This window comes from Candidatus Syntrophocurvum alkaliphilum, assembly GCF_009734445.1.
In the GTDB taxonomy this organism is placed as follows: domain Bacteria; phylum Bacillota; class Syntrophomonadia; order Syntrophomonadales; family Syntrophomonadaceae; genus Syntrophocurvum; species Syntrophocurvum alkaliphilum.
Genome location: NZ_CP046457.1, coordinates 699,325 through 714,747, shown reverse-complemented (window position 1 = coordinate 714,747; position 15,423 = coordinate 699,325). Strand labels below are relative to the sequence as shown.

The window sequence follows — 15,423 nt, the reverse complement described above, 5'->3', positions numbered from 1 at the left end:
TGTGGCTTAATAAGCCACAGTTTCCTCTAAGCGTCTTAAAACATCGTTTAGTTCATCCATTCTATCTCCGTACCTAGACCAGTCTCCTTGTCTTAAAGCTTGATTTGCTTCTTCATAAATACGACTAGCTCTTTGAGCTAAATCTTGAACACTTTCAAATGTTTCATCACCTACAATTGCTTCTTCTGGCATATCCTCAGGCATATCTTCTGGCATTTCAGGTGCTGGTCTTTCACGATCTCCAAATATTCTTTCAAGTGCTTTATCTAAAGTTGGTTCCATTACAATACTATTTCCATAAGCAACAAATACGCGTTTCAATTCTGGTATTTCACTTGTTGCTGCTTGTAGATATAGTGGCTCAACATATAGTATAGAGTTTTCTATTGGAATTACTAATAAGTTCCCTCTAAATGTTCTAGAGCCTCTTTGATCCCATAAAGCTAGTTGCTGTGAAATTGCAGTGTTTTGGTTTATTCTTGACTCTATTTGCATAGGTCCATATACTGTTTCCCCTCTTGGGAAGTCATATACAAGTAAATTACCATAATTATCTCCATCCATTCTAGCACACATCCAAGCTGTCATATTTGGTCTTGCTTGAGGTGTATAGGGGAGCATTAAAATATATTCTTCTTGATCCTCTTCTGGTAAGCGCATTATTGTATAATATGGCTCCATTTTTCTTTCTTGACCACCACTAATTTCATTTGGTATTATCCAAGCATCCTCTTTGTTATAAAAAACCTGAGTATCAGTCATATGGAAATGTCTATATTTTTCTGCTTGAATATTAAACATATCAACCGGATATCTTAAGTGGTTTTGAAGATATTCAGGCATTTCCGATAATGGTTTATACAAATCTGGGAATATATTACTATAAGTCTGTATAATTGGATCAGAATCGTCAGCAATATAGAAATTGGTTTCTCCAGTATAAGCATTTACAACAACTTTAACCGAATTTCTTATATAATTGTTGTTATTGCCATCAAAAGGTTCTGAATAAGGAAACTTATTAGTTACTGTATAAGCATCCCACATCCAATATAGGTGTCCTTCATCACTTATTACTATATATGGGTCTCGATCATATCTTAAATAAGGTGCTATTTTATTTACTCTATCTTGAATATTTCTGTTCATTAATATTTGACTGTCGTTTGTAATATCAGAAGATAATAATATTCTATAATCTCTTTGTGTCCAAGCCACAGCTAACTGTTTAAAGAATGATTCTAGTTTAACTCCTTTGTCTCCTTCATAAAACGTATAAGCATTTTGTTCACCCATAGGATAATGGAATTCAGGTTGTTCGGTGTTAACAATTACATCATTATTAGTTCTTTCTCCAAAGTAAATTTCTGGTCTATTAACAGTAAGGTCTGTTGTAGATACAGGAGGTATATCACTTAAGATAAAATTAGGAAATCCTGAATCAGGTGCAACCTCATTAACTGGACTTGCTGTAACTCCATATCCATGAGTATACATTAAACGTTGATTTATCCAAGTTTTAGCATTATCAGGTAAATCTTCTTGTTCTAATTCACGAGCTGAAAGCATTACCTGACGATATTCTCCATCTATTGTATATCGGTCAATATCTATATTATCAAATACATAATAGGTCCTAAGTTCTTGAAGACTTCTATAAGTTTCTGTTAATGGCTCCCAATCCCACAAACGAATATTATTGATTGTAGCTGGATTGTTTTCTATATCTTCCATAGTTAAATCATAGTCAATATCAAATCGTTTTCTTTCTACTTCATCTAATCCATATGCCATTCGAGTAAATTCTATAGCATTATCCAAATAAGGCCGTTCTCGGTTAAATTCATTAGGATTAACTACCATATTTTGTATAACCGAAGGATATATACTACCTAAAATTATAGCTACTGCAACCCAAACACCTATTCCTGCTACCACCCATGTTAAACGTTCTTTAAATACATTAAAGAGAATTATTAGTGCTAATATTATTACTATAACTAGTAACACTCTATATGCTAATAATTTAGCGTTTACATCAGTATAAGTAGCACCAAATACTAGTCCTGATGGTGAATAAAGAATAGAATAAGCCGCTAAATAATAACCCCAAGCTTGAATCAAAAAGATTATAGATACTAAAACTGCAATATGCTTTTTAGCAAAAGTGAATTCTTTAAAATCAGCAAAAAATATTTCCGAACTAGAATTTAAAAAATATAAAACTCCAACTGTTAAAACAGTTAATATTAAAGTAAACATCAGAGTACCATATATAAATTGGTAAAATGTTAAATCAAATAAATAAAAGGATATATCTTTATTAAAAATTGGATCTAACGCTCCAAATGTTACTTTGTTAAAAAACTGTTGCACTACTAACCACTTATCTAAAGAAGCTGAACTAATAAGTAGTGCACCAAATATACTTATACCAATAAGTAACCATTTTACATTTTTATTTGTAAGAATTTCTGTAAACGGCGATTGCTGAGGCTCTTCACGATTTAGATAAAAAATTTCTCTTCCATCGTCTGTATGTGAGGGCCTTTCTGGTGGTTTAAGGTTTTTTCTAACTATACTTAGGTTTAAATATAAAAACAAAAAAGATAGTAAAAATACTATTGTATAGAGCCCAACTTTAGTTAATACTGTTATAGTAAAAACAGATTCAAAATCAATTGATTGAAACCAAAGCCAGTCCACATAAAGACTTGCAAAAATTGATATAATAGAAATTGCAAGTATTAGTGTTATTATTTTCACAATGCTACTTGTTGAATAATTTCTCATGATAACCTCCCTTTAATATATTCCTTTCAAAAGAGTTTCCTTCCTTAAATCCTTACAACCACAACCTCCTTTAATTTTTACATCCTTAAGAGTATTGAAGATAATCTTTCCGAGAGCATAACCTTCTGTATAGAAAATTTCAGCAAGTTCTTCATGCTGCCAAGGTGATACAATACCTTCTGCATAGTTAACAACCAAATATATTCCTGCATAACACGCACCTATCTCACGTGCTAAATATACTTCTGGACAAATACTTTGACCAACTACATCTCCCCCACCTATTTTAAACATATTTATTTCAGCTGGACTTTCAAAATGCCGTCCATCAGTATTAACATAAATACTTCTATCAAAAACCTTTTCTTCCCAAACTTCATTAGCGTTTTTATAAATTAAATCCCTAGTTTCAGGACATAGGGCATCTCTCATAACTAAAAGATACTTATCCTCTAAACCTACGTCTTTTCTTATTGAAAAATCCATATAGTCATGTGGTATTATTATATCTCTAGGTTTTAAAAGGTAATTAATTGCTCCTACTCCACCTTCAGCTAAAATTTTTTTAACTCCGGCTTGTTTAAAAACCCAAAAAATTTGTCTTGATGCATCTGCTCTGTTCACCCCTCTTCTCCACCCGTGCATACGACAACATAAAACATAACGTTTTTCATCTTCATTAAATATTACAAGTCTTTTAAACTCAGGACTTTTTCCAAAAGGAGTTTCAAAAACAAGATTCGTATCAATTACTTCAACAAAATCTAAGTCTAATTCATCTGGAATATTTACATTAAGTGTGCTTGAACCACCTATGAAAGCAATATCACATTGAGGAATGCTCATCTTTTTTTCCCCCTATAATTAAAATAACTGCTTTATCTTGTATTCCGTATCTCTTATCGCTGGAACCTTTCCAGTTGCTTTAATAAGCTCAATCATTTCTTGCTTATCCATTTTATAAGCAACTCCAGCTGATCTTACCACATTTTCTTCTATCATTATACTTCCTAAATCATCTGCACCAAAATGGATTGATAATTGTCCAATTTTCTTACCTTGTGTTACCCATGAACCTTGGATATGAGTTATGTTATTCAAGTAAAGTCTAGATAAAGCTAAAAAGCGTAAATATTCTATAGAAGTTACTTTACTTCCCCTTAAATCATTATTACCGGGTTGATATGTCCAAACTATAAATGCACGAAAACCTCCAGTTTCCTCTTGTAGTTGTCGAATTTTTTCAAGATGATATAAACGATGATGTATATTTTCCACACTACCAATCATCATTGTTGCAGTGCTTTTCATACCTAAATGATGAGCTTTTTTCATTACATCTAACCATTCGTTAGTATTTATTTTGTTGGGACTGATTTTGTTTCTAATTTCATCATGCAAAATTTCAGCTCCACCACCAGGCAACGAATCTAATCCTGCCTTTTTTAATCTTTGTAAAGTCTCATTAATTGTTAAGTTGGATATATTGGCTATATAAAATATTTCAGGAGCACTTAATGAATGTATGGTTATATCGAATTTAGATTTTATTGATTTAAACATATCTTCAAAATAGTCAATTTTGAGATTATCATTTAGTCCACCTTGGATCATTAGTTGGCTAGCACCCAGTTCTATTGCTTCTTCAATTTTTGCAAAAAGTTCATTTTTTTCTATTACATATGCACTAGAATCGCTTTTATCACAATAAAAAGCACAAAATTTACAGCGACATGAACATATATTAGTGTAATTAATGTTTCTATCTACAACAAAGGTAATTTTATCTTTAAAAACTAAACTATCCCTTACTTTATTAGCGGCCTGAGCTATCTCTAGTAAGTCTCCATATTTATATAAATAAAGAAATTCATCTTTATTTATTTTTTTGCCTTTAATTACTTCATTTAAAATGTTTGATGTTTTCAAATTATTCACCTATAAATTAAATATTTAATATATTAAGTGTTGGTACTTCATTAATTAACCCCATAGCTTTAGCTTCTTTAAAGTATACTATAAGGCCATTCTGTTGTGTTTCATTAAAATCAAATTTTAAACATTTAAAATAATCAACCAAATAATCTGGAGAAAAACTTTCATATTCACAAGCTTTTGTGGCAACATCTTCTAAATTATTTAAACTTAGTTCTATAGATTCAATAAACGTATCTTTTATAAGCTTTACTATATTAAAATTATTTTCTGCAAAATCTTTTCTAATTGCCCAAACAGCAAAAACCATCGGCAAATTAGTTAGTTTTTTCCATTCACTGCCTAGATCATAAATATATAAACTATTATCAAAAGTATACTTAGCTCTTAATGCATCATCTCCTATTAATAAAGCTGCATCTGCCTCCATTAACATTGCTCTTAATTCAGGAGCTGAAGTAAAATACTCTGGGGAAACATTATAACCCTTTTTCATAATAATTTTTAAAAGGACTTGAGAAGTAGCTGAAATGTTAGTTAAAGCTATTTTTTTGCCATGAAGCTTATCTATAGGCACTTTTGAAAATAGATAAATACTTTTTACATCACCATCTGAACTTATGGATATATCCGGCATCAATAAGTAGTCTTTGTAATTTTCCGCATAAGCTATTGAAGAAACAGGGGCTAAATCTAATTTTCTTTCTAATAGCATAGTGTTTAAGTCAGTTGGATTACCTTTTATTAAATCGACTTCTAGCAAAAATTTTTTTTCTATAAGTCCATAAAATAATGGAAAACAATTAATAAATTGAATATGTCCGACTTTTGGTCTCATAAGTAACTCCTATCTTAATAAGTTCTTAAAACGTTATAGAGTGTATCTCTTTCCGTTGGTAGATACCCAGCCTCTTTTATTAACCTAATTATATTATCTTTACTAATTCCTTTATCCGTAGTAGCACCTGCTGCGTGCATAATTCTTTCTTCGTGAACGGTACCATCAATATCATCAGCACCGAATTCTAAGCATAATTGCGCTATTGGAACACTTAACATAACCCAAAACGCTTTTACATGTTCAATATTATCTAGCATTAGCCTCGATATAGCAATAGTTTTTACATCATCTATGGCTGTTGTTCGTTTAATATGGGTTAATCCAGTATTATCCGGTAAAAAAGGAAGTGGAATAAAAGATTGAAAACCGGGAGCCTCATCTTGAAGTTCCCTTAACTTTATTAAATGATTAATTCTATCTTCAAATGATTCTATATGTCCAAAAAGCATTGTACAATTGGACTTAATTCCTAATTCATGTGCAGTCTTATGTACTTCTAACCAATCATTGCTCATTGCTTTTTTAGGACAAATTTGCTTTCTAATATCATCATTAAATATTTCCGCACCGCCACCTGGAATAGAGCCTAAGCCAGCATCTTTTAATTGTAATAAAACATCGCGAATACTTAATCCAGTAATTTTAGAAAAGTGATGTATCTCTACTGCTGTAAAAGCTTGCATATGAATATTTGGATAGGCTTGATGTAGTCTTTTAATAACATCTACATAATAATTAAATGGCATATCGGGATGCATAGCACTGACTACATGAAATTCAGTAATTCCATTCTCAACAACCTCTGCCCCAAAATTAAAGGCTTCCTCCACAGACATTAGATAAGCACCTTCTTCATCCTTATCCTTACCAAAAGCACAAAATTCACATTTAGAAACACATATATTAGTTAAATTAATGTGACGATTAACATTAAAAAAAACATTTCTTCCGGTTTTCTTTTGTTTTACGTCTCTTGCAAGTTTACCTATACTTATTAAATCATTACATTCATATAGATAAAGACCATCTTCTTTAGTAAGTCGTTCATTATTTGCTACCTTTTTAGATAATAGTTGCATATGTTTATCCATCTGCATAGTACAACTCCCTATTTATTAATAAATTAATTATAACAAATCACAAAATTAAGTCACAGGATTATGTATGATTTTAAGCATTTCCATTCTATTAATTGCTGCTGCTATTTCATATTTTCTAGGAAGTGCTAAATCCCCTGGATGTTCTTCTTTATTAAATGATGATAAGTAGTCTAAGTTATCTGAAATATTTTCATAAATATCATCTACAATATGCTTAAGTGTTACATTGTTATCTGCCAGTTCCATTATCTTTATTATACATTGAGCTATTGCCCTAGTTTGACTGTAATCTACAAGCTGTTCTACTGAACTTAAATCAATATTCATTCGATTAATAACTATATTATCTAACCCTTTAGCAGAAATCTTAGTTCTTTTTCCTTTAGCATTTTCAAAGCTCTCTTTAGCAATAATTCGTGGTGGTGAATACATTATAGATGAAATTAACTCTTGTTTTCTTCTACTTTTTATTTGATTAGCAATATAATGAGATTGTTCTGTAACATCAATAGGCTTATAATGATCCATCATAATAACTCTATCACAAACATCAAGATAGTCACCTGCTCCTCCAATGACTAGTACACAAGATACTCCACTACTCTGATATAATTCTTTAACTCTATCAATAAATGGAGTAATAGGTTCTTTTTCTTTTTCCACTAACATCTGCATCCTTGCATCTCTTATCATAAAATTAGTAGCACTGGTATCTTCATCTAATAGTAAAAGATTTGAACCTATTTCAAGTGCTTCCATTATATTTGCAGCTTGTGATGTGCTTCCACTTGCATTTAAAGTAGTAAAAGCAGTTGTATCTTGGTTAAAAGGAAGGTTGTCAATAAAAGGTGTTATGTTAACCTTTTGAATAAATCTATTATCTTCAGCTCTTATTTTTATAGCACTATCATTTGTTATTACCCACTCTCTTCCATCACCTTTTATATGATTATAAATACCTCTTTCTAATGCTTTAAGAAGTGTGGATTTTCCATGGTATCCCCCACCAACTATTAGAGTAATTCCTTGTGGTAATCCCATTCCTGTTAAAACCCCATGATGCTTAGTCTCAATCTCTACTCTTAAAGTCTCTGGACTTTCAAATTTAATAGCTTTACTCATCTCAAGTGGTTTGTTACTAATACCACTTTTTCTAGGTAATACTGAATTATTAGCTAGAAAAGCTATTAAGCCTAATTCCTTCAGCTTTTGTCTAATAAGTTCTTGGTCTTCATATAAATAAACACAGTCTTGTAAAACTTCTTCTTTATATTTATCAAAAAATAAGCAGTTTTGTACTAAACTTGGTAGTTGTTTTAAAAATATTTTTATTGCATCATGTGCTAGCACTTTTCTACCTGCTGCTGGTAATCCCACTGATAATCTTGCCTCTATATATTGATTAGTTATTTTTACAGCTGTACGTTTTAAAACCTCTTGATGACCAGCATCAATAAAAAGCACATTACTATTCCCAGTACCTTTAGTATTTTTAAAGTTTTTTATTATATAATTTCTTATACTACGAGCTATATAATCTTCAAGAGCAACTTGTCTACTACCTCGGTATAAATACTCAGGAAAATTTGCTTCATTCATATTTATTCTAACCCTAATTCTTGAAGGAGGTGCAAAAGGGTCAGCTTGTACATAGTCTATGTATAATTCAAAATCTTCAAAAATATAAGATTGTTGGATATCTTTATATGCTTTATAACCTTTGTTGTTAATTTTTAATATCATATTTTCTAAGTCATTTTTATTTAACATAAATATCCCTCCATATTCTTTAGCAGGTAAAATAGCCTTAAGACTAGTTTATCTTAAGGCTATAATTCTTTATTCTAATTCAATGGTTCTGCTGCAAAAAGTAATCTTGTTTATTTAAGTCCCGAATGGTAAGGCGTGGTGCCTAAATCACGACAAGATATAAATAAAATTTCACTTTAGATAATAAGTGCTACGCAAAAATGGATATAAAGACCGATAAGTGGCATGATAAACATGTTTGCTTAGCCGATTCCATAGTCTAAGTTTATTTTGCAGTGAAGCCATTCAATTATTTTTTAACAATACTAGTCTTCAAGTGCTAGTTTAAGAAGTTTTTCTACTAAATCTTCAAACTCTAACCCTGCTGCACGACCTGCATCGGGTAATAAACTCATTTCAGTCATTCCAGGGATAGTATTTATTTCAAGAACATAAGGATTCCCTTGTTTATCAATCATAAAATCTACTCGAGAACACCCTCTGCAATTAAGAGATGTATATACCTTCTCAGTAATATCTTTAATCTTCTCCTCTGTAGCTTCATCTATCCTTGCTGGTATAATATGGTCACACATACCTGGAGTATATTTAGATTCAAAGTCAAAAAACTCATTCTCACTAGTTATTTCTATTATTGGTAAAACTGTTGGATTTTCATTTCCTATTACTGCGGCAGTAACTTCAACACCTTCTATAAATTTCTCTACTAAAACTTGTTTATCTAACATAAATGAAGATTCCAAAGCTTTAATAATTTCATCTTCACTTTTTACTATTGAAGTGCCAATACTTGAGCCTTGTGTTGCTGCTTTTACTACAACTGGCAAGCCAAGGGTATTAGTTATTTTAGATACGATAGTATCTTTATTATCAAAATCTTTTATATTAAGTATCATAAAATCAGCAGTAGGTATTTTTTCGTAAACATAAAGCTTTTTGCTAATAACCTTATCTATACATATTGCACTAGATGCTACACCCGAACCAGTATACGGTATATCCAATAATTCTAACATTCCCTGAACTGTACCATCTTCTCCAAATTTACCATGTAATACTATAAAAGCTACATCTGGTTTTATCTCTTGTAATTTGAAAATATTAGTATCCTTTATATCTAATGCTACAGCATCATATCCTTTAGATAGTAACGCCTCATAAACTGCCTTACCACTTCTTAATGAAACTTCCCTCTCTTCTGATCTTCCTCCCATTAAAACAACAACTTTTAAAGATTTCACATTTCACACCGCCTTTTATTATATAAATATTAATACATTATAGAATATGCTTAAAAGTATATACATGATACTAATAAAATTAGCTACTATTATTATGTGCTATTCTTTATATAATTACTATTTAAAAACTCTATTACCAAAAGAATACACTTTTCAAATACTATGTTCAATATAATATTAGTCTTGAACCGTTATTTTTTTTATGATAGAATAAATTTTGCCTGAGGAAAAAAACACAGGGGAGTAGCTCAATTGGCAGAGCATCGGTCTCCAAAACCGAGGGCTGCGGGTTCGATTCCTGTCTCCCCTGCCACTAAGAATTAAGTAGCCACGCATGATAGCGTGGCTTTTTGGTTTTCTGTGTATTTAATTATAAAGGCAAAGTAATGCAATTTTAATGCAACTAGTTTATTTTGCTTGTTTTTTTTCTTCTTCACTTATAAAGCTGTTTAATTTTGCAGCTGCTTTTTGCTGCATTGAGGGTAAAACATGGCTATAGGTGTCTAATGTAATTGTTATAGTGCTGTGACCTAACATTTCACTTACTACTTTAGGATGTTCTCCGGCTTCTAGTAGTAAAGTAGCAAATGTATGCCTTAGATCGTGGAAGCGTATAACCGGCAAATTATTTTGTTCTAATAGCTCTTTTAGTCTCTTGTAAGGATAATCTGGCCTTACTACTCTACCATCGTCCCAGCAAAACACAAAATTATTGTCTTGGTATTCTTGGCCTAAAAACAGTTTATCCTCTTTTTGCTTTGTTTTAAGTTTTTTGAGTTGCTTAATTACTGTATCTGGCAATGCTATACTTCTATTACTGCTTTTAGTTTTAGTGTATTCTTCTAACTGTACCCTATTGTTAATTAAAAGCAATTCACGCTTTATATAAGCTGTTTGGTTATCAAAGTCTATATCTTGCCACTTAAGGCCTAGTAATTCCCCTCTCCTTAAGCCTGTCCCTAGTGCAGTTATATATAAAGGGTATAGCCAATCATTTTTGATATTTTCTAAAAATTGCTTTACTTGCTCTGACTTTAAAGGAGTAATTTCTTTTTTCTCTTGTCTTGGTCGTGTAGTATAACTAGCAGGATTGCTATTTATTAGATTCTCTCTAGCTGCTTGTTCTAAGGCTGAATGCATCACTGTATGAATATTTTTTATAGTTCTAGCAGATAGGCTCTTTTCTTTGTTCCTGCTGCAAGCCCTTTGTATTCTACCTTTTTCCAGTTTGGCGTTGTAAAACCTTTGTATGTCATTGGTTCTAAGCTTGTCCAATTTAACCCCACCTAAATCTGGGATTATATGCGTATTGATAATACTTTTATAAGATTCCCATGTAGAGGGCTTTAACTCCTGCTTTTTGTAATCGTTTATCCATGTGGTCAACCAATCAGCTAATGTAATTTTATTGGTTTCTGGTAATGTTCCAGTTGCTAATTGATTCTTAAGCTCATGCATTTTATTTTGTACTTCTTTTTTTGTCTTGCCATAAAGTGATCTTCTTTTAGGCTTACCATCTTTATTAGTTCCTATTGTAATTTGGCCTATCCAGCGTCCATCAGGAAGCTTATAAATAGTACCTTCGCCATTACCTCTTTTTTTAGCCACAAAAATACCTCCTAGACTATTACACCACGCCACTTAGATTACTACTAAGCAACGTGGTGGTCGATTTCAATTCGTCTACTTGCTTATAAACAGAATCCCTCTAAGGATTGGTCTATTAGATCGTCATTGATGCCGATATACCTCATAGTCATTGCAGGGCTACTGTGATTTAATATATTTTGCAATACTGCCATATCTTTATTTTTTTGATAGTGCCAATAGCCAAAAGTTTTCCTTAATGTGTGTGTGCCTATTTCATCAAGTCCCACTTGTCTAGCTGCTTCACTTAAAATCCTATAGGCTTGTGTTCTGCCTATCGAGCTGTTATTGCCCTTCCTGCTCTTAAACAGCACGTCATCATCACTCATAGACCTGGTATATTTTGATACCTCTTGTTTTATAGGCTTAGAAATTCTTACCCTGCGTGTTTTTCCTGTCTTTTGCTCTTTTATAATTACTATATCCTGCCCTCTTACATCATCTACTCTAAGCCTCAGAAGGTCTGACACTCTTAAACCAGTATTTATGCCTAAAAGGAACAACATATAATCCCTTTCGTTTTGGTCCTTTAATATTTGCTTTATCTGCTCTATTTTTTTTAAATCTCTAATCGGTTGAACATATTGCATTTATCTATATACCTCCTTTGTGGTATAATTACTTTAACAGGAATTCAATTTTATTAATCTTTGACCAGCTATACTTTCGACTATAAGGTATAGCTTTTTTTTGCCCGAATGTAACTTAGGACTACAAGTGATTTATTCATCATTTAATAGTTCTAAAATTTCTTTTAACCCCATGCCATCTTTAAAACCTTGCCAATACATAGCATCGTCCATAAAGGCCATTTTTTCACAGTATGCATCTGAATATTGCATGAATAATTTTTGTTGTTCTGCTGTAAATGTAGCTACTAATTTTTCTTCTATGGTGTTTATTTTATTTAATATATCGCTCCATTCCTCAGCTTTTAATTCTGTCATTTTCTTATAACCTTGCTGTTGTCTCTCACCTACTACCCGACTATTAATATCTTGAAAAATACCTTCTTTTTCTAATAATAAATTCATGTTTATTCCCCCTTGAATTATTTAATAGTTCCTTCTCTCAAACCTTTTTCAAATTGTTCTTTTGTCATTTGATATACTAACTTCCCATTTTCATATCTTCTTGCCTCACTAAAAACTGCATGGCTCCAGCTACGTACAAATCTACATAGCAAAGGAGAATCATAAGCATCATGTTCCCACCTTACATGAACACCTTTTTTGTCAACAAACTCCTGAACAAGATAATTCTCAATAATCTTATCTTCTTTTACATCTTCCAATAAACAAAGCCCTTCACTTTCTAACATAATTCCGGCCATTAAATACCCCCTTAAGCTGCCTTTTGGCTAACAGCATTTACTATAATTGGCTTAACTACTTTTGCACTTCCTACCGGACTAGTAGGCCCTGGATTTTGCTTACCTCTCTTTTTTCTTCTTCTTTCCTCTAAGCAAATTACGTTGTTATTCATACCTGTCGCTCTCCTTTCGTGTTTTCAATGTAACATTATTTATGTTTTGTAACTTCTATAGTTATTATATAACCATTATAGTTATATGTCAACTATAGTTATAGATTTTTTTAAAAATTTGTTATAGAATATTTATAGAAGTTATTTGAAAGGAGTCTTGGCAATGATTAGAATTAAACTTGCAGAAGTAATGGGCAAAAAAAGGATAAAGCAAAAAGCACTTTCAGAGCAAACCGGAATTAGGCCTAATACTATATCTGATATGTGGTATGAAAAAAGTAAAAGAATTGATCTTAACTACTTAGATAAATTGTGTGAAGTTTTAGAGTGTCAACCAGGTGATCTATTAGAATACGTACCCGACAATAAAGAATAATTAAACTGGCTGGGGTTAATCTCCCAGCTTCTTCTTTCCTTAAGATACTTTTATTAACCATTCGCTTACCCGTTCGTTCATGGCCATTTCTAGTGCGTTTACCTGTTCGTTCATATATAACCAAACGCATGAATATAGCCCTTTAATGTCCTATATTACTGGATTTATTTTAAGAGGAAAAGGGGAAGGGGAAAAGAGGATAAGGAGTCTGAGGACAGGAGAAAAGGGGAAACCTTGAACAGTCTGCAAAATTGCAGAGTCCTTTAAGGGATGTTAGTGGGTTACTTTAAGTAAGGCCCTTGAATCAAAAGGTGTATAGTGTTTCACTACCTACCAAAAGCACTCTCAAAAATTCTTAGGGCACTTTCTTAAAATAAGCATAACGGCCTATGTTTAATATAGACCGTTTTAAAGTAACATAATTCATTTTAAGTTATATTAAATAGCACCTCCTAACTGTTTAACGTTCATAAGCTCCCAATAATCTTCCATGATAGATACTATGTCCCTTCTTACTCTGTCCATTAATTCATCTGCTGCTCTTTCGTCAGCTCCATTAACAGTAAAATTGAACTCATTATTAAAGGTAACATTATGATTACCGCCTCTACTTTCCCTACTAGCAGGATGACTAACTGGCCTTTCTAAAAATGCAGGTTCAATATCTGGCATAGTTAATTCATTAAAAGTATGGTTAAGTTCGGGCATTGTATCAATCATGCCTACCTCTAGACCTTGCCCTATGTTACCACCGTATTCCATCATTAACTTGGAAGGTGAATTAATTCCGAAAAATCCTGTTACTCCGTCTCTTATAGTGCTACCTACGTTAGTAACAGCACTCTTTAAATCAGCTATTTTATCTGTTATGCCACCAATTAAGCCTTGCATTATGTTGCTACCAACTTCGCGCAAGCTAAAGTTTTCAAAGAAGTCTAATACTCCATAGAATCTATCTTGAAGCCAGTTAATTTTATCTCCTGTCCAGTCAATAGCTGTACCTATGCCACCTGTTACTGTGTCCCAGGCATCAATTACACCATCACGGAAGCCTTCGTTGGTTTTCCAAAGATATGTTATTCCTCCGGCTAATAATGCTACTGCTCCTACTGTTAATAAAATTGGTGCGCTTACTGCTCCAGCTGCTAATGCTAATCCGCTTTTTGCAATTGTTACTAACTGAATGGCAGGCCCTAAACCCATTAAGATAGGTGTTAATGCTCCTGCTGCTCCAATCAAGTCACCATAGTTATACATTAATATTTCTGCTTGTGACTGTAATTTTTGCATAGGTGTAATTACATCATTGTTGGCATCTGCAAGTGCACCCGTTAAGCCCTCAGCTTTCATAAGGCTATTAGCTTGGGCGTCAAGTGTTTCAGCCGACACTCCTAATTCATGATAAAAATCTTGTATGTCTCCATTTGCATCAGATATTGCTCCTTGGAAAGCTTGTACTGCTTGCGGCCCTTTTATACCTTCCGCTTCTAGCGAGGATAAAGCTATAGCCACATCATCAACAGACAGGCCTAAATCTTGAATTGCACTTGCTTCCCTTCTCATGGTCTGTCCTATTTGTTGCGTACTAACTGTCGTTTGAGTAGTCAGCCATGCTAGAGCATCCATGTGCTGTTCTGCTTCATTTAATGGAATACCTAAGGCGGAAAGCGCATTATCAAATAAATCTATTCCTTGAACTATGTCTTTTCCTGTAGCATCTGCAAATAAATCAAAAACTGGTAATAAGGCCTCCATTTCTTCTTTTGTTCTAATGTTAGATTGAGTTAATCTCTCCATTCCTGCAAGAACATCCGCTTCTGAAAATGTGTAATCAGACATGGCAGAAGTTAAACCTCTAACCTCATCAGCAGTCATTTCTGTGGTTACACCTAAACGGTTTGTAGCTGCAGATAAATCAGATTGACTTCTTATCATAGCTTCTAGCCCTGCTCCTGCTGCTGCTCCTGCTAAGCCTATTTCTTTCCAATGGTCTTGTACGAATCTACCTGCATTTGATACAGTGCCACTAAAACTATCCATACCAGAATCTAAGTCCGCAATGTCGTCTATTGCGGTTCTGGATAAGTCGCTAAAATCATCCATTAAAGAATTTGCATGTATTAACGACCCAGTATCAATTGTAGAAAATACATGAATTCCTATGCTTCTTAAAGATTCAGTCATTACTTACACCCCCTCTAATTTTTAATAATACTTAATTAATAGATTTGATAC

The 15,423-nt window shown here is 32.7% G+C and carries 14 protein-coding genes and 1 tRNA gene; 2 read left to right on the top strand and 13 right to left on the bottom strand.

Annotated features, from left to right (window positions below):
* Positions 1-6 precede the first annotated feature (6 nt).
* From SYNTR_RS03530 to SYNTR_RS03500, 7 genes are all read right to left on the bottom strand, one after another.
* Complete coding sequence (locus SYNTR_RS03530; protein ID WP_156203226.1) at positions 7-2,793, bottom strand: UPF0182 family membrane protein; 2,787 nt, start codon at positions 2,791-2,793, stop codon at positions 7-9.
* Positions 2,794-2,805: 12 nt separating this feature from the next.
* Positions 2,806-3,639: an MTAP family purine nucleoside phosphorylase gene (locus SYNTR_RS03525; RefSeq protein ID WP_156203225.1), complete on the bottom strand. Its 834-nt coding sequence runs from the start codon at positions 3,637-3,639 to the stop codon at positions 2,806-2,808.
* An 18-nt stretch (positions 3,640-3,657) separates the two neighbouring features.
* Positions 3,658-4,731: a cyclic dehypoxanthinyl futalosine synthase gene (gene mqnC, locus SYNTR_RS03520; protein ID WP_420885505.1), complete on the bottom strand. Its 1,074-nt coding sequence runs from the start codon at positions 4,729-4,731 to the stop codon at positions 3,658-3,660.
* Positions 4,732-4,738: 7 nt separating this feature from the next.
* Positions 4,739-5,566: a menaquinone biosynthetic enzyme MqnA/MqnD family protein gene (locus SYNTR_RS03515; RefSeq protein WP_156203224.1), complete on the bottom strand. Its 828-nt coding sequence runs from the start codon at positions 5,564-5,566 to the stop codon at positions 4,739-4,741.
* A gap of 14 nt (positions 5,567-5,580) precedes the next feature.
* Entirely contained in the window at positions 5,581-6,666 is a 1,086-nt protein-coding gene (mqnE, locus tag SYNTR_RS03510; protein ID WP_320411454.1) for an aminofutalosine synthase MqnE, read from the bottom strand.
* A gap of 48 nt (positions 6,667-6,714) precedes the next feature.
* Positions 6,715-8,439, bottom strand: a complete 1,725-nt coding sequence (locus SYNTR_RS03505) for an ABC-ATPase domain-containing protein (RefSeq protein ID WP_156203223.1) — start codon at positions 8,437-8,439, stop codon at positions 6,715-6,717.
* Positions 8,440-8,744: 305 nt separating this feature from the next.
* Positions 8,745-9,680 carry a D-alanine--D-alanine ligase gene (locus SYNTR_RS03500; RefSeq protein ID WP_320411453.1) on the bottom strand — a complete coding sequence of 312 codons (936 nt, stop codon included), beginning with the start codon at positions 9,678-9,680 and terminating at the stop codon, positions 8,745-8,747.
* 237 nt (positions 9,681-9,917) lie between these two features.
* Here SYNTR_RS03500 and SYNTR_RS03495 point away from each other — a divergent pair.
* Positions 9,918-9,993: transfer RNA gene (locus SYNTR_RS03495), tRNA-Trp, on the top strand.
* A gap of 95 nt (positions 9,994-10,088) precedes the next feature.
* Here SYNTR_RS03495 and SYNTR_RS03490 read toward each other — a convergent pair.
* The 5 genes from SYNTR_RS03490 to SYNTR_RS03470 form a co-directional block, all read right to left on the bottom strand.
* The gene (locus SYNTR_RS03490) at positions 10,089-11,288 is read right to left on the bottom strand and encodes a tyrosine-type recombinase/integrase (RefSeq protein ID WP_156203222.1); all 1,200 of its coding nucleotides are present in this window, start codon (positions 11,286-11,288) and stop codon (positions 10,089-10,091) included.
* Positions 11,289-11,371: 83 nt separating this feature from the next.
* Complete coding sequence (locus SYNTR_RS03485; RefSeq protein WP_156203221.1) at positions 11,372-11,917, bottom strand: site-specific integrase; 546 nt, start codon at positions 11,915-11,917, stop codon at positions 11,372-11,374.
* Positions 11,918-12,049: 132 nt separating this feature from the next.
* Positions 12,050-12,361, bottom strand: coding sequence for a DUF6809 family protein (locus SYNTR_RS03480; protein ID WP_156203220.1), 312 nt, complete (start codon positions 12,359-12,361; stop codon positions 12,050-12,052).
* Between the two features lie 17 nt (positions 12,362-12,378).
* Entirely contained in the window at positions 12,379-12,660 is a 282-nt protein-coding gene (locus SYNTR_RS03475) for a hypothetical protein (protein ID WP_156203219.1), read from the bottom strand.
* An 11-nt stretch (positions 12,661-12,671) separates the two neighbouring features.
* Positions 12,672-12,812, bottom strand: coding sequence for a hypothetical protein (locus SYNTR_RS03470; RefSeq protein WP_156203218.1), 141 nt, complete (start codon positions 12,810-12,812; stop codon positions 12,672-12,674).
* 163 nt (positions 12,813-12,975) lie between these two features.
* On the opposite strand from SYNTR_RS03470, the gene SYNTR_RS03465 reads away from it, so the two are divergent.
* Entirely contained in the window at positions 12,976-13,188 is a 213-nt protein-coding gene (locus SYNTR_RS03465; RefSeq protein WP_156203217.1) for a helix-turn-helix domain-containing protein, read from the top strand.
* A gap of 438 nt (positions 13,189-13,626) precedes the next feature.
* On the opposite strand, the gene SYNTR_RS03460 is transcribed toward SYNTR_RS03465, so the two are convergent.
* Positions 13,627-15,372: a phage tail tape measure protein gene (locus SYNTR_RS03460; RefSeq protein WP_156203216.1), complete on the bottom strand. Its 1,746-nt coding sequence runs from the start codon at positions 15,370-15,372 to the stop codon at positions 13,627-13,629.
* Positions 15,373-15,423 lie beyond the last annotated feature (51 nt).

What these genes read in the sequence shown, in the direction of transcription:
- SYNTR_RS03470 (WP_156203218.1), bottom strand. Translation starts at nt 12,812, where the DNA reads ATGAATAACAACGTAATTTGCTTAGAGGAAAGAAGAAGAAAAAAGAGA.
- SYNTR_RS03505 (WP_156203223.1), bottom strand. Translation starts at nt 8,439, where the DNA reads ATGTTAAATAAAAATGACTTAGAAAATATGATATTAAAAATTAACAAC.
- SYNTR_RS03530 (WP_156203226.1), bottom strand. Translation starts at nt 2,793, where the DNA reads ATGAGAAATTATTCAACAAGTAGCATTGTGAAAATAATAACACTAATA.
- SYNTR_RS03475 (WP_156203219.1), bottom strand. Translation starts at nt 12,660, where the DNA reads ATGGCCGGAATTATGTTAGAAAGTGAAGGGCTTTGTTTATTGGAAGAT.
- SYNTR_RS03480 (WP_156203220.1), bottom strand. Translation starts at nt 12,361, where the DNA reads ATGAATTTATTATTAGAAAAAGAAGGTATTTTTCAAGATATTAATAGT.
- SYNTR_RS03485 (WP_156203221.1), bottom strand. Translation starts at nt 11,917, where the DNA reads ATGCAATATGTTCAACCGATTAGAGATTTAAAAAAAATAGAGCAGATA.
- SYNTR_RS03460 (WP_156203216.1), bottom strand. Translation starts at nt 15,372, where the DNA reads ATGACTGAATCTTTAAGAAGCATAGGAATTCATGTATTTTCTACAATT.
- mqnE (WP_320411454.1), bottom strand. Translation starts at nt 6,666, where the DNA reads ATGCAGATGGATAAACATATGCAACTATTATCTAAAAAGGTAGCAAAT.
- SYNTR_RS03515 (WP_156203224.1), bottom strand. Translation starts at nt 5,566, where the DNA reads ATGAGACCAAAAGTCGGACATATTCAATTTATTAATTGTTTTCCATTA.
- SYNTR_RS03465 (WP_156203217.1), top strand. Translation starts at nt 12,976, where the DNA reads ATGATTAGAATTAAACTTGCAGAAGTAATGGGCAAAAAAAGGATAAAG.
- SYNTR_RS03525 (WP_156203225.1), bottom strand. Translation starts at nt 3,639, where the DNA reads ATGAGCATTCCTCAATGTGATATTGCTTTCATAGGTGGTTCAAGCACA.